The 19,360-nt window shown below is 34.5% G+C and carries 15 protein-coding genes; 8 read left to right on the forward strand and 7 right to left on the reverse strand.

Going from position 1 to position 19,360, the window contains the following annotated elements:
- Positions 1–1,194: 1,194 nt before the first annotated feature.
- Both F6K06_RS28160 and dtd read right to left on the reverse strand, forming a co-directional pair.
- Positions 1,195–1,518 (reverse strand): DUF1825 family protein, encoded by a 324-nt coding sequence (locus F6K06_RS28160; RefSeq protein ID WP_124142980.1) that lies wholly within the window; start codon positions 1,516–1,518, stop codon positions 1,195–1,197.
- A gap of 612 nt (positions 1,519–2,130) precedes the next feature.
- Positions 2,131–2,601 carry a D-aminoacyl-tRNA deacylase gene (gene dtd / locus F6K06_RS28165; RefSeq protein WP_124154879.1) on the reverse strand — a complete coding sequence of 157 codons (471 nt, stop codon included), beginning with the start codon at positions 2,599–2,601 and terminating at the stop codon, positions 2,131–2,133.
- 383 nt (positions 2,602–2,984) lie between these two features.
- On the opposite strand from dtd, the gene F6K06_RS28170 reads away from it, so the two are divergent.
- The gene (locus tag F6K06_RS28170) at positions 2,985–3,194 is read left to right on the forward strand and encodes a hypothetical protein (RefSeq protein WP_287309025.1); all 210 of its coding nucleotides are present in this window, start codon (positions 2,985–2,987) and stop codon (positions 3,192–3,194) included.
- Positions 3,195–3,904: 710 nt separating this feature from the next.
- Here the strand turns inward: F6K06_RS28170 and F6K06_RS28175 are convergent.
- Entirely contained in the window at positions 3,905–5,023 is a 1,119-nt protein-coding gene (locus F6K06_RS28175) for a GTP-binding protein (protein WP_287240950.1), read from the reverse strand.
- Positions 5,024–6,288: 1,265 nt separating this feature from the next.
- Entirely contained in the window at positions 6,289–7,488 is a 1,200-nt protein-coding gene (locus tag F6K06_RS28180) for a glycosyltransferase (protein ID WP_124154878.1), read from the reverse strand.
- A gap of 470 nt (positions 7,489–7,958) precedes the next feature.
- Between F6K06_RS28180 and F6K06_RS28185 the strand changes: the two genes are divergently transcribed.
- The 5 genes from F6K06_RS28185 (at position 7,959) to F6K06_RS28205 (ending at position 11,687) form a co-directional block, all read left to right on the forward strand.
- Complete coding sequence (locus tag F6K06_RS28185; protein WP_124142984.1) at positions 7,959–8,183, forward strand: response regulator; 225 nt, start codon at positions 7,959–7,961, stop codon at positions 8,181–8,183.
- Between the two features lie 306 nt (positions 8,184–8,489).
- Positions 8,490–8,885, forward strand: a complete 396-nt coding sequence (locus F6K06_RS28190) for a histidine kinase dimerization/phospho-acceptor domain-containing protein (protein ID WP_287240955.1) — start codon at positions 8,490–8,492, stop codon at positions 8,883–8,885.
- 66 nt (positions 8,886–8,951) lie between these two features.
- Positions 8,952–9,128, forward strand: coding sequence for a hypothetical protein (locus tag F6K06_RS28195; RefSeq protein ID WP_287240957.1), 177 nt, complete (start codon positions 8,952–8,954; stop codon positions 9,126–9,128).
- An 821-nt stretch (positions 9,129–9,949) separates the two neighbouring features.
- Positions 9,950–10,720: a cysteine hydrolase family protein gene (locus tag F6K06_RS28200; protein WP_124142986.1), complete on the forward strand. Its 771-nt coding sequence runs from the start codon at positions 9,950–9,952 to the stop codon at positions 10,718–10,720.
- 523 nt (positions 10,721–11,243) lie between these two features.
- Positions 11,244–11,687, forward strand: a complete 444-nt coding sequence (locus F6K06_RS28205) for a cupin domain-containing protein (protein WP_192901028.1) — start codon at positions 11,244–11,246, stop codon at positions 11,685–11,687.
- Positions 11,688–12,717: 1,030 nt separating this feature from the next.
- Here the strand turns inward: F6K06_RS28205 and F6K06_RS28210 are convergent.
- Complete coding sequence (locus F6K06_RS28210) at positions 12,718–12,843, reverse strand: hypothetical protein (RefSeq protein WP_275670425.1); 126 nt, start codon at positions 12,841–12,843, stop codon at positions 12,718–12,720.
- A gap of 66 nt (positions 12,844–12,909) precedes the next feature.
- On the opposite strand from F6K06_RS28210, the gene F6K06_RS28215 reads away from it, so the two are divergent.
- The gene (locus F6K06_RS28215) at positions 12,910–14,604 is read left to right on the forward strand and encodes a CocE/NonD family hydrolase (RefSeq protein ID WP_287240960.1); all 1,695 of its coding nucleotides are present in this window, start codon (positions 12,910–12,912) and stop codon (positions 14,602–14,604) included.
- Between the two features lie 499 nt (positions 14,605–15,103).
- The gene (locus F6K06_RS28220; protein WP_287240962.1) at positions 15,104–15,913 is read left to right on the forward strand and encodes a hypothetical protein; all 810 of its coding nucleotides are present in this window, start codon (positions 15,104–15,106) and stop codon (positions 15,911–15,913) included.
- 561 nt (positions 15,914–16,474) lie between these two features.
- Here the strand turns inward: F6K06_RS28220 and F6K06_RS28225 are convergent.
- The gene (locus F6K06_RS28225) at positions 16,475–17,392 is read right to left on the reverse strand and encodes an Hpt domain-containing protein (RefSeq protein WP_287240964.1); all 918 of its coding nucleotides are present in this window, start codon (positions 17,390–17,392) and stop codon (positions 16,475–16,477) included.
- Between the two features lie 525 nt (positions 17,393–17,917).
- Positions 17,918–19,105, reverse strand: coding sequence for a M20 family metallopeptidase (locus F6K06_RS28230; protein ID WP_287240966.1), 1,188 nt, complete (start codon positions 19,103–19,105; stop codon positions 17,918–17,920).
- Positions 19,106–19,360: the final 255 nt, after the last annotated feature.

Consider the following 19,360-nt stretch of genomic DNA (forward strand, 5'->3'; position numbering starts at 1 on the left):
GTCGGGAGGTAGACAAACATCTTGATCGAAGCGGATCAACATTTATTTATGTAAGGGGGTGCTTTCCGCCCCACCCTGTGGAGGAGTGGGGAAACCAGCACCCCCTTACCAACCCCCTTATGGTTGTTTATGGGGATTCATCAATTGACATCCTCCCGACGTTGCCCTTGGGCGACAATGTATGATTCCTAACCATCACTGATTAGGGGTTTCTGTTTCCTCTTGCCTCCTCCGGAGGAGCTGCGCTAACATAGCACCTGCCTCCGAGGTCGATCTTCTTTTTGGTCTTAAGGTAGTTCCACAGTAGGTCGCCAACCCGACGGCTTCCCTAGACACTAATAGCCCAGAAGGCTTAACTTAACTATCATAGCACACAATCTTTGAAAACCTCAATATTGATTGGTTTTTCCATCCCTCCGCTCCCCTTCGGAATAACGCAGATTTTCAAGTAACGTTGAGATAAATAAACAAAAGAACACTATAAGTTTGTATCTCTAAGATAGGTTCTATTTTGAATTTTCCTGATTTGAGTCAAGGCTTAAATAGCATTTTTTTTGTTGCTATAGCAGAAGGAAGAAGCAAGAAAGAAAAATCTTGCGTTCTTTGAATTTTAAGCTTTTGATATGTAAAATACAGTAATGGAGAATGCTATAAATAAAAAGAAATTAAAAACCAAGTAGTACAACAATAAATTCTAAATTATTCTTGTTTTCTAGTATAGTGCGAAGTTCTTGGAATAACTATTACTAGCTAAGGCTTTCAGTGGCCTAAAGGTTAAAAACTATTTATTCAGAGTTGTAGGTACTGTAAGCCTTTCCCAGTAATACTTTCAGTCTGGAAAGTAAATCGTTTTTTTGCATAACTTTGTACTCTCCAGTTGTTTTGATATTTTTGATAATTTGAAAAAAATGTATCTACATAAATAGCTAAAAATAACAAAATGCAAGATAATTGTTTTTATTAATTTCTAGAATCAACAGTTTGGGTTAAAGAAAATAACTTTGTTAATGGGTAAGATTGGTAAGTATAATTATAGATTGAAAGTGAGTTAATGATGGGTTCAAATCATACCGTCATTTGGAAAAGCAAAAAAAACTGTTTATTTCTATAATTTCTATAACTTCAAAAAATTTCCCAAAAAACTGTTTGAAATAATGTGGTTAATATATTAAATCGTTATTTATCTTGATTCAATTAGGACTGTTTTTCTAATTCAGACTTCATTCTTTCTAAAGTTGTGTGCATTTGATCGAACATTTGTTGAGGACTAATGCCAAATTGATTTAACTGAGTTTTAAGTTGTTCCATAGTCATTTGAGCCATGAAATCTTCTGATAATTCAAAACGCTTCATAAAAATGCGGTAGCGCTCCATAATAGATTCCATCTTTTCAATATAAATTTTTTTACCTTCTCGATCAAATTTACCATAATCACTTCCTACTTTAATTAAGGATTGATAATCCTCAAATAATTGTTTAGCTTCCTGTTGAACTACTTCTGAATCAAAAAATCCCATAACTTTCCTTATTTAAAATCTGAAATTATATTAACTAAATTTTTAAGTTTAGAACTACCCTAATTTAACAATTGTGATATTAACATGACACCTGTCTGTTAGGTAAATCCATTACTTATACTACTATAACATTAATTTTGTCTCGACCATTGAAAAAAAATGGTGTGGAAATACCCCTATCTTGGTTCGTCAACCCGAAATTTTATTTATCGCATTTATATAGAGTTTACATTTAAGTTGTCAAAATCCTTTTGAGAAAAAGTAAATAGGCAACAGAGAATTAGGTATAAAGATATTTTTTGTGGTGGAAAAAATAGCTTAATTCATAGATGTTTTATTAAATATTGTGATAATTAGGGTTTGCTTATGGAAGTTTTTTGGTATGAAGTAGGAGTCAACCCACCCCCAGACCATCCCAGGAGGGGAAGTCAGGAGGAATGGGAAATTTAGAGGAGTTAGTCGGATATTTTATCCCTTGATTTTTCTGCAATTATTCTACCTTTTATCCTAACTTTTTGGTCGCTCAAGCTTAAAAAGTTGCACTTTTTTTCGTTCTAAAAAGGCACTTACCTTTATCTGTAAATACTTTTAGATTTAATCAGCAAACCCTAATTAATTATTAATTATTGAAGTAGCTTCTCTTTCTAACAATAGAGTTACCGGACCATCATTATCAATTTCAACTTCCATCATTGCTCCAAATATACCAGTTTCTACCTTTAAGCAACTCAATTTTAATCGATCTACAAATAGCTGGTAAAGTTGTTTAGCAACTTCAGGAGATGCTGCATTATCAAAAGATGGACGACGACCTTTGCGACAGTCTCCATAAAGAGTAAATTGACTAATGATTAACAATTCACCATTTATATCTTTTACTGATTTTTCCCAACGGTTATTATTACTACCTAGGTCAGGAAATAAACGAATCTCTAAACATTTACGCACCATCCAATCTATTTCTACTTCCGTATCAGTAGTTGCAATACCTACAAGTAAATTTAATCCTTTACCAATTTTACCAACAATTTTTCCATTTACTTTGACTTGAGAAAAATTCACTCTTTGGATAATAACTCGCATAACAAAAAAAGTTAAAGGTTAAAAATAATTTTTTCTTTTGACAAAGAAGAAACTAGAGAACAATAATAAATCGAAATTAGTATCATTCTCTAACTAGAGGACAATTACTTATGGTGACTTCTTCTTTCTAGAAGCTTTCTACTTTCTGGATTTAAATCTAAACATGAATCTCATAACGTTATAAATCTATATTTGCTTTTTATCGCATATATTCCTTTGTCAAATATGTGCAATTAATTTGGCACTACCACTTATAAGATTTATCCATAAATTTGCACTTAATATAAAGATGAGAATAGTTAGTGTAATCAGGTCTGAGCAACAATTATTAAGCGCATTTTTACAGATAAATTGTATTAATTAGGGTTTGCTGAAAAAGTCTTATGGGTGAGGGTAGGAGGACCGAGTCAGGAGTCAGGAGTCAGGAGTTAGGAGTTAGGGGAATTATAGAGGAGATAGTAGGAAGAATAGTCCCTGAATTTTTTTGCCCCTATCTTGACCAAAATCCGCTCCTAATTGAACCATTACTACCTAAAACCTCGCACTTTTTGATACTTAAAAAGGCACTTACCTTTATCTGCAAAGACTTTTAGATTTATTCAGCAAGCCCTAATTAATCTTCAATGGAAAGGAGTCAGGAGTAGATAATACTTACTTTTGTCTACCACTTCCCTTGTTTAATAGACTAAACCTTACTTGCATTGCCTCAATTGTGATGGGGGTGAATATTGAGTCATAATTTTTCCGATTCCTAATTCTTTTCTTTAAGCATAATCAATGTCTAGAACCCATTTGGAATCTTTTAGGTATCTCCAAATAAAGAGGGAGTAGGCGATCGGGACGTTGCATGCAACGTCCGTAGGTCATAGAGGCAAAGAATTGATGAATAAGAGTGCAATAATTGATTTAATTTTTTATTATTATGAGATTTATATTAGACATCTCCAGAAAAGAGGGAATAGGGAAGAGGTATGGAGGGGGAAATAATTGATAATTTTTGTACGATAATTGATTTAATTTTTTATTATTGGAGATGTCTATTTATGTACTTTATGTACTTAAATATAGGGAGATAGGTAGATGGTGAATATAGTGGCACATTTCCACCTTTTTCCCCTATTCTATTTCTCTAGCTCCTAATTCCTAATGTTGAAACATTGCTTTTAACCTCCATCTAATCATTTTTATACGTAGAAAAAATCCAATGTACAGCACTTCCTAGAAACAGAAGAAAAAAGATATTTTGGTTTGTAGGAAATTTAAATAATTCCAACCTATTACCTTATTCCTTATTCCTAACTTTTCAAGAAATAACACAGTCCTCTAATTGCGATCGCAACTCATCATGGTCTAAATTTTGACCAATCAAAACTAACTGATTTTTAGGAGTACCTTTCCACTCATCATCATTAATAGTAAACCGCTTACCACTCAAATGAAATATATGTCGTAGAGGACTTTCTTCAAACCACAAAATTCCCTTTGCTCGGAAAATATTTGCAGGCAATTTATTATCCAAAAAATCTTGGAATTTCTTAAGAGAAAGAGGTTTATCACTTTGAAAAGAAATAGAAGTAAAACCATCATTTTCTAAATGGTTGGAATGATGATGATGTTCATGGTCATGGTCGTGGTCGTGATGATGATGTTCATGGTCATGGTCATGGTCGTGATGATGATGTTCATGGTCGTGGTCATGGTCGTGATGATGATGTTCATGGTCGTGGTCATGGCTATGAGCTTCTTCTTTTATTTCAAAATACTTCTCCGACTCAAACAAACCCACACTGAGAATCAACGGCAAAGCTACTTGTGATTGGCTAGTCCTCATAATTCTCGCATCTTTTTTAACATCTCTAATTTTCACTTCTAATAAGTCTAAATTTTTCTCCTCAACTAGGTCAGTTTTATTTAACAAAATAATATCGCTATAAAAAATTTGACTATGTGCTGCCTGACTATTAAACAAATCAAGACTGTAGTTAGCAGCATCGACCAAAGTAATAATTGAATCTAGGCGAGTCATATCTCGTAATTCAGTACCTAAAAAAGTTAAAGCTACTGGTAATGGGTCAGCTACACCAGTCGTTTCTACAACTATATAATCAATTTTGTCTGGTCTGTCTAAAACTTGATGAACAGCATTAACTAAATCTTCATTAATAGTGCAGCAAACACAACCATTACTAAGTTCGACCATTGTGTCATCTCCATCGGTAGAAACAATTAATTCATGATCAATACCAATTTCTCCAAATTCATTTACTAAAACCGCAGTTTTTACACCCTGTTGATTTTGCAATATATGGTTCAGTAAAGTAGTTTTACCACTACCAAGAAAACCTGTAATTATTGTTACTGGTAAACCACTTTTTGGCAGATCCATATTTGAGGTATTTGATTGAGTTGTTGTTGATTGCATAATTGTCCTGTTAAGTTAGTTTAATGTTTATTGTTGACCAGAAGTACAATTATTATAGTATCAATTTTCATGTTCTAAAATTGAGGGTATCTTTAACGAAGTCAGAAGTCAGAAGTTAACCCACCCCTCGCCCCTCCCCCTCCCAGGAGGGGAAGTAGGGGATTTGAGCAACTCTCCAAAAATATTTCGCCTTAAAAGGCGGGGTTTTAGACCCAATCCTGTTTGATAATAAAAAATTAAATATAAAGTTATCAGCTTAACAAGTGCAACTTGATTAGACATCTCCAGTAATAAAAAATCAAATTAATTCTCGTACATAAATCATTAATTCTTTCCGCCTACTCTCTACTCCCTACTCCCTATTTTCTAGAGATGTCTATTAATTATGAGTTTCTATGATTGAAGATTTATCTACTGGTTAAAATCATCATTCTGTGAAGCACCAAAAAACCCCTGGATGGAAGGCAATAGGATTCCCACAATCAAAAAAAAATGTGGTAGTATTATGTTATTGGGCTGAACTCGCCCATAAGCATGACTTTTTATTCAACGCAAAAAAGTTGTCTAGGGAAGAAGTATTGAGAAATAGGAGTTTGGTTTTAGACTGAGTTGGGGCAAAAGCTAGTGGTTCAATAATTGATAATTGATAATTGATAATTACCTGTCCCTAAAAGGAAGAGGATTGAATAAAAGGAAAATTAATTCATTGTTTCTCCTTTAAAGGAGAGGGTTTAAACCTTAATTATTCGGTAAACTGAAGATTTATCTACTGGTTAAAATCATCATCCTGTGAAGCACCCAGAACCCCAGGATGGAATCCTATTGCCTTCCCACAATCAAAAAAAATGTGGTAGTATTATGTTATTGGGGTGAACTCGCCCATTCGCATGACTTTTTATTCAACGCTAAAAAGTTATGGACAGAGCAAATACTGAGAAATAGGAGCTTAGTTTTAGACTTAGTTAGGCCGAAAGCTAGTGGGTAATTAGTAGGTTTCCCAGAAATAAGGACACACTCAAGAAAGGGGTGAGAGAAAACTGCCTGATTTCCCTATCTCCTATCTCTCAAAAACTAACCCGCAACAGAAATGAAGTCACCAAAAATCTCTAACATTTCAAAACTAAATTAATATTGCCCACTAGAAATCTCCAATAATAAAAAATAAAATCAATTATTGGACTAGATATATCAATTATTTCCCCCTACTCCCTACTCCCTACTCCCTACTCCCTACTCCCTACTTCCTACTCCCTACTCCCTCTTTTCTAAAGAATAATTGGCTCAAAAGTCGGTCTACCAAATTTTACAGACGGAATAAGCACATCTAATAATCGATCCACAACTTGCTTCCAAGTAAAATGCTGAAGAACCCATTTCGGTCCAGTTTGACGAGCATGGTCTAATAATAAAGATTTTTCAATAACTGTTTGCATTAATTCAATCAAATGCTCTTGTTCTGGTACTACACACCAGAGAGTATCTCCATCCCTTGTATAATTAGTCTGGAGTTTACTATCAATTTTTAAAGCAAAATCAGAGTTAGTAAAATCATCTGTCGGGCCACCTTTTGTACATATTACAGGCAAACCACAAGCTGTTGCTTCCAATACTGGCAAATTAAAACCTTCAGCTAAATAGGGAGAAACATAAGCATCAGCAACTTGATAAAGTTGAGCGAGTTCAAAAAATGAAAGAGTTTCGCCAACATAGATAATTCTAGACTTCACTTTTTCTATCTGTGTATTAGTGAGTGCAAGTTTGCTAGCTTTGAGAATAGAATCTTTAGAAGGAAAAATAGCATCCCTACCTTTAAGGATAAGTTTAGTATCTGGATAGCGCTCAACAATGATGGCAAATGCTTTGAGTAAACGTCCCACTCCTTGACTACTATTGCACATCACCCCAATATTGAGAAACACAAAATAGTTATTAATGCCCAACTTTTGGCGGAGAATAGTTCTCTGAGAAGTTGGTAAAGGATGATAAATATCAGGGTTGACACCAAGAGGGACAACAGCAACACGACTTTCTTGAGCACCACTACGAATAAACCCATCTTTTGACCAGTGGGAGGGGGTAATAATAATTGCATCTCCTTGAGCATGAGCTTCTGCAAAAGATTTTACACCCATTCCGTTAACAATAGATTTACTAACAATACCCCATTCGGTGCAGGCAAAAACTGCTGTTCGTTTGCTTGTGGAGAAACTGAGATTAAAGGGAGCATATATTCGTAATGTGGCATCAGCAGTTTTTTGAGGAGATGGTTTGGGGATGTTGCGTAATGCTATTTCTGCATCAGGAGGAAATAAACCTGTGACGGGTTGCCAATTTTTGCTAATGTAAGGCATATCCTGATGATAAATTTGTAGATGCTTTCGGTTCAGCATTTCTAGTAGTTGGAATTGATTTACGATCGCATAAGAATGGGGTAAAAAACGCCAACCTTGGATGATAATACGCAATGGGTTAATACTCCTAAATATTCTGATTTTTAGTAGTCATAGTTGAGATTTTTACAGCATGGTATCTATCTCAATACAAAAAGTGATAAATCGTAATTATACTATTGTGAAAAGTTTTGATAAAGAATTACTCTGATTTTAATAAAAATTTTAACATGATTAATAATACAATAAAAAATTAATTTTTTTTATGAGTATAATTCGTAGTATTTAGGAAAATAATAAGTAGCTGGAAAAAAGTAATTATAAATGATCTGATATTTACTTTGATTTTGTTATCAATAAATCTAGTTATATTTGTCAAAAAATATTTAATCCAGAAAATCAAGGATTTTTTTATAATAATTGGGTGCATTTTTATCTTGATTTATCTGCAAGATTTCCTATTGGTAATGCTCATAAAGTTTCGTACTGAATAAAGTCGAAAACTTATGTAGTTTTAGCTAAGAAAAAACATCAAAGGAGTTTCCATGAATCAAAAAAAGGAACACACAATTATGGTGGTAGATAATCAATATCGAAACGCCCATTTAATATTAAATGTATTAAAAAAGTCTGGTTTTAATGTCATTGCAGTAGAGGATAGAGAAACTGCAATTGAGAAGGTAAAAAATGTATTACCAGATTTGATTTTGCTAGATATAATCATGCTAGGAATAGATGGTTTTGAAGTTTGTAGTTACTTGCAAGCTTAAGAAAGCACTAAAAATATTCCTGTTATTTTTATGACTTCACTTTCTGAATCTACTGAAAAAATAAAAGGTTGAAATTTAGGAGCTGTAGACTATATTGTTAAACCGTTTAAAGCCGAATAACTTTTATCTAGAATCAATATACATATACGCTTACAAAAAGAGATAACAGAACGGAAGGCAGCAGAAATAGAATTGCAAAAATCTGCATCCGAACTGGAAGATAAAGTACAGGCAAGAACTGCGGAACTTTATCAATCTTTAGAATAACTTAAAACAGCTCAATCGCAATTAATTCAAAGTGAAAAAATGTCTAACATTGGGGCATTAGTTGCTGGTATTGCTCATGAGTTAAATAATCCAGTTAGTATAGTTGTCGGTAATATAAAGTTGGCGGAAACATATCTCACAGCAATTATTAATCACATTAAATTATATCAAAAACAATTTCCTAATCCTGGTCTAATAATTGAAAAAGGCGCGGAAGAGATGGATATAGATTTTCTGATTGAAGAGCTACCAAAAATATTATTTTCCGTAAAAAAAACCAGCGAACGCATCAGCAAAATTAGCGTATCATTGCGAAGTTTTGCTAGAGCAGATAGTACTTCAAAAGTAGCTTTTGATATTAACGAAGGTATAGATAATGCTCTGACAATTTTACAACATAGACTCAAAGCTAATCATCAGCGTCCAGCCATTTAAATTGTCAAAAATTGTGGAAATTTACCTCAGATTAATTGTTATCCAAATACCTTAAATCAAGTTTTTATGAGTTTGTTAGTAAATACAATTAATTATTTAGAAGAATATAACCATAAAAAATTTAAAACTTATCAAGAAATTCTGCAAAATCCAAATCGAATTACTATTACGACTTCAATTATTGAATCCTATGGAGTAGAAATTAGAATAGCTAACAATGGACTGGGAATACTGGAAACCTAAAAGATAAACTATATGAAGCTTTTGAAAAGACTAAGGCTAACAGTAAAATAAGCAACTTGGGATTATCTATGAGTCACTTAAATTGACCTTAATTTTATTAAGAAATACCTGAATAAAATTATCATGTCTATGGAGATATATACAGAAATAATTTATGAAATAATAATGATTTGTCAAAAATATCAGGATACATAAAAACTCTGAAACTTTTATTCCTATTCCATTTTTCCTAAATTCAAAGAGATTTTTACCTGCAACTGAAATAGGATGGCTGTATATATAGACTTTGAACTCAGAGTATCAAAAAAATTAACTTGAAAATTTAGTTTTCAAGTATTACCAAACATGAAAAATAAAATCCAAATAAAAAAATTCAAAATCAAATAAATTTTATACCATAAAAAAAATAATTTTACGAATAATAAGGGCGATTAAAAGACAGGTGCAGGAGATGTCCCTTTGACTAAAAAAATAATTTCCGACCTAAAAAATGATATTGAAGCCATTTATTCTGACTCCTCAGAAATAGCCTAGATATTTATAGCAAATATTTATCAAATAAATTTTATAGGATAAAATTAAAATTTTTATATTTCCCCAATAATCATAAGTGACAAAAATATTATTGTTGCTTAAAAATTTTATTCTCTAAATCTACAATGCAAATATTTGAAAATAAAAATAAACCAAACAATAATAGAGAAATTAAAAATTTATTAAGTAATACAACTAATAATATATGATCGACGAAAATAAGAAAGAGCATATAATAATCATCTATGCTCTTTGTAATTTTATAGATAAATTCACCAGATAATATTATGCAGAATTCCTCCCTTGAAACTCTGGGTATACCACCCAATGCGTGGGCAGTTGATGAGACAACTGCAGATATTACTCGTCCTCCTCTTCCCACTAAAACCATTGTCGTCAAAACTGATACCAAAACCATTAAACTAGATTTAGCCAAAACAGCAATTTTAGTCATAGATATGCAAAATGACTTCTGTCATCCTGATGGTTGGTTAGCTCATATAGGCGTAGATGTGACACCTGCACGGTCTCCCATTCAACCACTAATAAATTTCTTACCACAATTGCGATCACAAAACATCCCGATAATTTGGGTAAACTGGGGAAACCGTTCCGACCTACTGAATATCAGCGCTGGGTTACGCCATGTTTATAACCCCACTGGTAAAGGTGTAGGTTTAGGCGACCCACTGCCAAAAAATAATGCCCCCGTACTGATAGAAGGAAGTTGGGCAGCAGCAGTTGTGGATGAATTAGAGCAACAACCAGAAGATATTCGCGTGAGTAAATATAGGATGAGTGGGTTTTGGGATACTCCTCTTGATAGCATCCTGCGAAATATGGGCAAAACAACTCTGTTGTTTGCGGGAGTGAATGCAGACCAATGTGTAATGGCAACATTACAAGATGCAAATTTCCTTGGTTATGACTGCATTTTAGTTTCAGACTGTACTGCCACCACTTCCCCTGAATATTGTTGGCAAGCTACTATTTATAATGTGAAACAATGTTTCGGGTTTGTCACAAATTCTAATGCTATTTTGGATGCTATTAAATAATAAATATTTTTTGGAAAAGTCTCATATTTGTCAAATACTAATTACAAAAAATTGGCACTTTGTAGCTATGCTTAAAAAGAGACGAAACTCAAAAAAAGATATCAGTTAAGAAGGCAAAAAAATCAAGGTCTAACAAAAAGCAAGATTCCCAAAAACCTTTTATTTCCTGCCTTATGAAAACCTTGAAGAAGGAAGAAGGAAGGATTGAAGAAGGAGACAGGAGACAGGAGACAGGAGACAGGAGGAAAATTACATGGGGATTCTAACCCCAAGTAATTTTGAACACCGTGTAGACGGTGGGGTATTAAACCCACAAAGAAAATGATAAAAAGGAAAAAGTGGATGCAGACTCAAATCCCAATCAATTGTAAATACCCTGTATAAGGCGGGGTATTAACCCCAAAATAAAAATATAAAATTTCATGCCAATATAAGTAGCTCTGATGCCACTGGTGTCTAAACAAATCTACAGCTAAATAATCAATAATTTCCTGAATAAGTTAACACTATTACCCAGAATAAAATGATTACTCAATGCATGATTCCAGTCCTTAAATCTCCCCAAGATTATCAAGCATATCGTATTAGTCCCCTAGATAGTAATCGATTAGCAATTATTTTCGATCCTGTAATTGCCAATGCTTCTTTAACTGTATGTTTAGAAATTTTTGATGTGGGGGGAAAAACTCCTCCCAATCGACATAATTTAGCGGTAGAAATGTTCTTTATTATTAAAGGAGAAGGAAAGGCAATATGTGACGGAAAATCTGTTAATATTCGTGCTGGTGATAGTATTCTAGTACCACCAACAGGGATTCATGTCATAGAAAATACTGGTTTAACTCGTCTTTATGCTTTATGTATTATGGTGCCAAATGAAGATTTTGCCGAACTAATTCGTAGTGGAATACCAGTAGATTTAGATGAAGAAGATATGCAAGTTCTTTCTCGTTCAAGTTGTATTTAAGAAGGAAGAAGGAAGAAGGAAGAAGGAAGAAGGAAGAAGCAAACAGCGGATGGGGACTCAAACCCCAACAAGCTTTTCAACAATTAATTATTAATTAGTAAACACCCTGTAGACAGCGGGGTATTAAACCCAATATCAAAAATCATCTTTTGATATAGTAACTACCATGACTACTCTTGACTTATGGAATATCTAATATCATGTCCGGTTGAATACTTATAAATAAACGACGGAGGAAGACCGAGTCAGGAGGACCGAGTCAGGAGGGAAGAAAGAAGAAGAAACAGGAGGAAAAGGAGAAAGTTTTTGATCACGCTCTTATCCGGAAATGATATAAAACAACGGTATATCAATAATCAACCTTTTCTCCTAGATAACTAAACGCCTTTTTCCTTCTGCTATAAAAAAGGAAGACGAAAGAAGAAAAATATTACCCAAAATTCCCGTTCCTCAATTCTCTTTTTTCTGTTTCCTTTTGCCAAAAATTAAAATTGAAGAAGGAGACAGGAGACAGGAGACAGGAGACAGGAGGAAAATTACATGGGGATAGTCAACGAAGGGCCGCTCCGCGTCTACGCTCCCCCAAGTAATTTTGAACACCGTGTAGACGGTGGGGTATTAAACCCACAAAGAAAATGATAAAAATTGATATTATATCTGCTTAATTAGCACTCAAAAATATTTTGATTTCTATCCTCCGTTATATCAATTGTGTGTGAAGCTACACAGAATTATGAAATTTATTACTTGTCTGTCTTGATCTACAGTCAACTTTACAGAATAAAAGATAAAAAATAATAAAAATATTTTTTTCAATTCTCTTATTTTTCAATAGAAGCAGTTATTATACCAAATTCGATTACTATAGACCACAATTTATGATTGAGAAAAGCTTGATATATATGAATTATAGTTAATTTATTTTTGGTAAGTGCTAAACCGGATTTGGTATTAATTGTTAATTACTAAGAAAATTAAAATCTAGATGGTGCGTTACATTTCATTAACGCACCCTACTGGACCGACACACCTAAAGTAGTGCATTAGCTTTTTTCATCATCACCCCATCACCCCATCTCCCCATCACCCCATCCCCCCATTTTCTAATGCACCATTTAAGCTGTGTCAGTGCACTACTAGACAATAAATTAAGCATCAATACTTGATGGAGCTACCTCCTAATTCCTGTAAAATCATACATTTATTCAGCCTCAATATTAAAATGAAAGTTTTACCCAAAGAAACAGCTTCAATATTTACCAGAGATGAAGTACGTTTAGACGCTGATATTTATCGCCCTGATGCAGAAGGTGAATTTCCAGTACTATTAATGCGACAACCTTATGGCAGAGCGATCGCTTCTACAGTAGTCTACGCTCATCCAAAATGGTATGCTTCCCATGGTTATATTGTGATTATTCAAGATGTACGAGGTAGAGGTACATCTGAAGGAGAATTTCAACTATTTGCCCATGAAATTGAAGATGGAATTGATACTATTAATTGGGCAGCAAATTTACCAGGTAGCACTGGCAAAATAGGGATGTATGGATTCTCTTATCAAGGCATGACTCAACTATATGCTGCTAGTGCTAAACCTCCTGCTTTAAAAACAATTTGTCCTGCTATGATTGCTGATAATTTATATTCAGAATTGGCTTATGAAGGAGGAGCATTTCGTTTACAAACTAACTTGGGTTGGGCAATTCAACTAGCAACAGAAACTGCTCGTTTACGAGGAGATGAAGAAGCTTATCAAGAACTTTATCAAGGTGCTAAAAATTTGTCTTTTTCGACTCCAATTCCTGCTTTGTCGGAAGTAATGAATAAGTATGCATCAGACTCTTTTTATCATCAATGGTTAGAAAATTATAAACCTAGTGAATACTGGAAAAATCTATCACCAAATCTAGAAAACGTAGACCTACCAATGTTACATATTGGTGGTTGGTTTGATACCTATTTACGAGGCACAATTAATTTTTATCAAAAAATATCTTGTCGTAGTAAATTCCTACAAAAATTAATAGTAGGTCCTTGGTCTCATATTCCTTGGGGAAGAAAACTAGGAACTGTAAATTATGGTTTGGCAGCTTCTAACCCTATAGATGATTTACAAATATTATGGTTCGACCAATTTCTCAAAGGAATAAATACAGGAATATTAGAGCGATCGCCTATTTCTTTATTTGAGATGGGAAGTAACGAATGGCGTAATTTTAATTCTTGGCCGAGTAATAATAATCGCTTCTATTATTTAGCTAGTACAGGACTTGCAAATATGAGAGAAGATTCAGGAACACTCAACAATAATTGTCCTGAAATTTCTACTGATGATATATTCGTGCATGACCCTTGGCGACCCGTTCCAGTATTAGGTGGTCATGCCACATTTCCAGCAGGTTCTTTTGAACGTTCAGAATTAGATTGTCGTACCGATATTTTGACTTATACTTCTGAATTTTTAACAGAAGATTTACACATAGTTGGAAATATTTATGTAGAAGTATATTGTACAGCAGATACCAGTAGTTTTGACCTTTCGGCGGTGTTATCTGAAGTTAAACCAAACGGCAATGTTTATAATTTTACCCAAGGTTATATCAAGGTTGTTTCTAACAATCTACCAGTGAAAATATCTTTACAGCCAACTTGTATAAAAATTGAGAAAGGTAATGCTATTCGACTGAGTTTAAGTGCAGCTTGTTTTCCTGCATATTTAATTAATCCTGGCATAGATAAACCGCCAAAAGAAGTACAATTAATTGACGCAAAAATTATTACTATAACTATTAGCTCAGGAAAAAATAATCCTTCACGAATTTCTTTATCTACAGCAGGGAACAGGGAACAGGGAACAGGGAACAGGAGGGAAAACATTCCCCTGTCTGAGGTTCATCATCAGAGTCCTAGTTGAAAACCCTCAATAACTTATATCATGTCCGGTTAAATACTTACACTTTGGAAGAAGGAAGGCAGAGGGCAGAAGGCAGAAGGCAGAAGGGAAAGAAAAGTTCCAAGGGTAATGGTTTTTTTATCACTAATTATCCGGACATGATATTAGCATAAAAGGCAGGGGGGATAGCAGAAAAATCACTATCGACAAATATATCCAACTATCTCCTAATTACACCATATGTAGGGGTAAATAGCATTCTTTTTCACTTTATTTAGTGTCCGTGCGTAATTCCTGTTAAGTATAGCGTTACTTTTGGGCATTGGTATTATAGCAATCGAAGCAAAGGTTAGGACAGTTCAAAAATTTAAAACTCAGACAAAGTAATACTTTTCCTTCTTCCTTCTTACTTCTTCCTTCTTACTTCTTCCTTCTTCCTTCTTCCTCCTTCCTTCTTCCTTCTTCCCTCTTCCTTCTGCTATATAATAATTTTTAGAAGTAAACTAAAAAATATATAAATATGTTCCATCGTCGTAGTCTTTTAGAAATTGCTGAATATATTTTTATTACTGCTTCTATTGTAGGAATTTTTGCAAATTATATATTCGATAAACCAATTATTTATGCAGTAGGGTGTGTTTTGATTTCTCTGTTAATTAATTTAGTTAACCGACATAAATTAGCAGCACAAATTAAAGTAATTAAACTTGAGACTACTGGAAAACTAGAGCAATATCAAGAGTCAATTTCCCAAATGATTTCCCAGTTACAAAATAGTATAGCTGTGTTTGAATCTACTGCTGAAAACTTAGAAGATAATCCAGAAAATATCAAGATTAAACCTTTGCTGGAAACGATGAAAAGTTTGTCTAATCGATTTAATATTCAGGAGCAAACTATTAAACTGTTACAAACAGAACTAGAAATGATTTCTCAGCAGTTTAAACAGCGACCAGAATTACAGCAAATTAACGATTTAACAAGTGTGATTATTGATTTACAGCAGTTTATTAATAAATTACCAGAGTGGAGCGACCTACGACAACATCAGTTTCAAAAGTTAGAAGAAAAAGTTAATCATGCTTTGCGTAAACTTGATGAAAGTATGGCAGAAGGAAAAAGGAAGAAGGAAGAAGGCATCCCCCCTTACCCCCCTTTGAAAGCTATCCCTTATAAGGAACTCCTCAGACAGGAGGACACGGAGACGCGGAGACACGGGGACACGGAGAGAAGGGGAGAAGGGGAGCAGGGGAGAGAGGACACGGAGACGCGGAGACACGGAGAGAAGGGGAGAAGGGGAGAAGGGGAGCAGGGGAGAAGGGAGAAATAGTCATAGTATCTAAGTAAAACTACTTGAGTTATCTTGCATAAATGTACTTTTAAATACATTTTCTCTCTAGAAAAAGGCTTTTAAAGTCTCGAACATAATTTGTCTATAATGTCTACGTTTTATGTTAAGAAAGATGTTTATAAAGCATAGCGATGATGCGGGGGGAGGAATAAGGAATAAGTTGATGGGGACTAACACTACAACCAATTGTAATATGAAAGACTAGATTGAATCTAAATTAGACATCTGTTCAACAATTAATAATTAATAATTAATAATTAATAATTAACAATTACCTCTCTTTGAAAAGAAGAGAATTGACTCAAAGGAAAATTTTTTCTTCTTTCTTCTTTAGAAGGAGAGGCTTTACATCTTAATTATTCGGTAAAAATCAAAAATGAAATCAATTATTACCGAAAAATCGTGGTCAGAAGCCTCCCCTTTTAATATCAATATTTCAATCCCAAGGCTTTCCTAAATCATGCTGCGCAAACAGCCAGAGGTACTGATAACTGATAACTGATAACTGATAACTGAAATGACCCCTGTTCCCTCTTTCAATTATTTTTTTGACGACTTAACATGCTTAACTAATAATCTAGCGATCGCTTCTAATTGCTTATGATTAAAACTTTTAATAATTAATTTAACTACCTCTTTAGGGTCTTTTGGCAAAGTTACTTTTTTCTGCTCAGAAGCTGTTGCTATTTCCTTAAGGTCTTGACTCGCCACTATTTCCTGTACTTTTCCTGCTTCAATCAACTCACCTGCTTGATTAAGCTCTTTAATAATTACAGGAGCTAAAATTTGATAAGACAATTTAGAACCAGCGATCGCCTCTTGAGAATATGAAACTAAAGTATTCCAAATTTCTGTATTTTCATCCAACTTCAACAAACCATTACAAACCTCTGTAAGCTGTTTTCTCGAGTCAGGAGAATCTGCTTGTTTAAACACCTCCAACATTTCTTTTAACTTACTTTTAACTTCTTGAGCAAAGTTAGATTTAGATATTGTCTTCCCATTTCCAGAAGCAGTAGATTGAGAAACAGTACCACCACTCACTAAAGTATTCAAATTAGTTTCTAATTCTGAAAAAATAGGCAAAGCATTATCAACAATTTCTTGCCCTTCTTCTTCCCTCAAACCATAGGGACCTTGCAGACGTTCTACTAACTCTTTGAGAGTATCATATCCTTTTAAAAATTGAGACTCTACTATTTGGTTAATATCAACAGGATTTTCGCGGATTATTTTGAAACAATCTTCTAAACGGTGAGCTACCTTTTGTACACTATGCATTCCTAACATAGCAGCGCCACCTTTTACAGAATGAGCTGCTCTAAACATATCATTAATAGTTTCAGAATCTGACATTGTAGACTTCAAATCTACCAACCCATTTTCTAGAGTAACTAAATGTTCTTCTGCTTCTAATATAAATAATTGTTTAATCCGATCGTCTTGTTCTGATGGCACAATATTTCTCCTAAAAATTATAATTATTAACTAATTACAGCAGTTTTGGAGTTGATGAAGTACAAAATTTTATTGCTCTAGGGAACAGGGAATAGGGAATATAGGAATAATATTAAATCCGGTTATCATGCATCACTTTTTTCAAATTCCTATGTCTCCCTTCAGCATAGATTTCTTCTGCCTTACCTTCATAAATATTAGTCCTATCGATCGCCCGATTTTAGTATAAATAGTCGTCTTATAAATGTACATCACCCTTCCTCAAAAGTGCTGTAAGTAAGAAAAAAAGGAGTTCAATAGAAAACTCCGTTGATTTGAAATTACTACTTTTATTCTAGCGTTAATAACTGGATATCTAAAAGCATCTTAATTTGACATCTTCTACGGTGTTTATATTTCTATAATTACTTCAATATTTAATCTCGCCCACTCCCCTACTCCCCCACTACCTCATCCCCCCACTACCCTACTCCCCTACTCCCCCACTACCCCACTCCCCCACTCCCCTACTCCCCAACCAGAGACTTAATGGCCTAAATGGCGATTGTGCCAATATTTATAGGCAGCATAAGCCAAAGTAACCACACAAGTGACAATAGCGGATTCATCTACCTCAAACTGAGGATGATGCAGAGGATAATTAGGTTTATCTTTGTGTCCCACTCCCAAACGAAACATCATACCTGGAACCTTCTTCAGATACATAGAAAAGTCTTCCGCACCGAGGGAAGGCTCAGGTAAAATACAAACCCGATCGCTCCCCCAAGCTTCCAAAGAAACAGACTCCACCAACTGAGTCAATGCTGGGTCATTTTGCACAGACGGTACTCCCTGACGATAATTTAGTTCATACTTAGCGCCATAAGAACCACAAATATTAGCCACAATATTTTCAATCCATGCAGGTAAAACCTTATGGGTATCTGGATGAAGCGATCGCACAGTTCCCCACATTTTTACTTGGTCAGATATCACATTTGGCGCTCTTCCGCCACTAATCTTACCAATTGTTAACACTACAGGTCTTAAAGGATTATGAGTTCTACTAATGGCCTGCTGTAAATTAGTAATTACTTGAGAAGCAATCCAAATTGCATCTATAGCTTCATGGGGACGGGCGCCATGACCAGACTCCCCAATAATTGTCAGTTCCAAATCATCAGCAGCAGCAGTAAGTACTCCGTGACGAATACCCACCGAACCCGCTGGAATAGTTGGGTAAACATGGACTCCTAAAATTCCCTGTACATCCTCAAGTGCCCCATCTTCAATCATCCAATTTGCACCTTGGGCAATTTCCTCTGCTGGTTGAAACAGAAACCGAACATTACCTGGTAAGGGTTCTCCCAATTCAGATAATACCATTGCCGCTCCTAGTCCTACAGTTGTATGGACATCGTGACCGCAAGCGTGCATAATGCCAGGATTACGGGAGGCAAAATCTAAATTAGTACATTCTTTAATCGGCAAAGCATCCATATCGGTACGAATAGCCAACCATTGATTATTATTATTAACTTTGAGTTCTCCCAGAACACCAGTTTTACCTATAGACTCCCGTACATGAAGACCACAGGAAGACAATACACCTGCAACATAAGCAGCCGTTTGGTATTCTTGGCCACTTAACTCTGGGTGAGAGTGAATATGACGACGAATTTCAATCATACGGGGGGCGAGGGTAGCTGCTAAATCTTTAATTTTGGTTAGCATAGATAATTTATATTTGTGTAGTATTTAGTCTATCTAAAGCACATTAAATGATGATAACAAAGGAAAATTATCCTTGGAAATTATTAAGCAATTAAGTTTTGCTGGAAATGGCGATCGCCCACCGTTGTATTATATGGGGAGCGATCTCTGAGTGTCTTTTGAATCCTACTTAACTTTGAGATAAATTTTTTTTATTTAGATAGGAGCGATCGCCAACCGTTTGTCTAAAACTAAAAAATAGCTGAATGCTAAATA

Source organism: Okeania sp. SIO1H4, from assembly GCF_010672695.1.
Taxonomy (GTDB): Bacteria; Cyanobacteriota; Cyanobacteriia; order Cyanobacteriales; family Microcoleaceae; genus Okeania; species Okeania hirsuta.

Excerpts from the sequence above, each read along its gene's own strand:
- F6K06_RS28215 (WP_287240960.1), top strand. The coding sequence starts at position 12,910 with ATGAAAGTTTTACCCAAAGAAACAGCTTCAATATTTACCAGAGATGAA.
- F6K06_RS28230 (WP_287240966.1), bottom strand. The coding sequence starts at position 19,105 with ATGCTAACCAAAATTAAAGATTTAGCAGCTACCCTCGCCCCCCGTATG.
- F6K06_RS28160 (WP_124142980.1), bottom strand. The coding sequence starts at position 1,518 with ATGGGATTTTTTGATTCAGAAGTAGTTCAACAGGAAGCTAAACAATTA.
- F6K06_RS28200 (WP_124142986.1), top strand. The coding sequence starts at position 9,950 with ATGCAGAATTCCTCCCTTGAAACTCTGGGTATACCACCCAATGCGTGG.
- F6K06_RS28195 (WP_287240957.1), top strand. The coding sequence starts at position 8,952 with ATGAGTTTGTTAGTAAATACAATTAATTATTTAGAAGAATATAACCAT.
- F6K06_RS28210 (WP_275670425.1), bottom strand. The coding sequence starts at position 12,843 with ATGCTTAATTTATTGTCTAGTAGTGCACTGACACAGCTTAAATGGTGC.
- F6K06_RS28170 (WP_287309025.1), top strand. The coding sequence starts at position 2,985 with ATGGGTGAGGGTAGGAGGACCGAGTCAGGAGTCAGGAGTCAGGAGTTA.
- dtd (WP_124154879.1), bottom strand. The coding sequence starts at position 2,601 with ATGCGAGTTATTATCCAAAGAGTGAATTTTTCTCAAGTCAAAGTAAAT.
- F6K06_RS28190 (WP_287240955.1), top strand. The coding sequence starts at position 8,490 with ATGTCTAACATTGGGGCATTAGTTGCTGGTATTGCTCATGAGTTAAAT.
- F6K06_RS28185 (WP_124142984.1), top strand. The coding sequence starts at position 7,959 with ATGAATCAAAAAAAGGAACACACAATTATGGTGGTAGATAATCAATAT.
- F6K06_RS28205 (WP_192901028.1), top strand. The coding sequence starts at position 11,244 with ATGATTACTCAATGCATGATTCCAGTCCTTAAATCTCCCCAAGATTAT.
- F6K06_RS28175 (WP_287240950.1), bottom strand. The coding sequence starts at position 5,023 with ATGCAATCAACAACAACTCAATCAAATACCTCAAATATGGATCTGCCA.
- F6K06_RS28220 (WP_287240962.1), top strand. The coding sequence starts at position 15,104 with ATGTTCCATCGTCGTAGTCTTTTAGAAATTGCTGAATATATTTTTATT.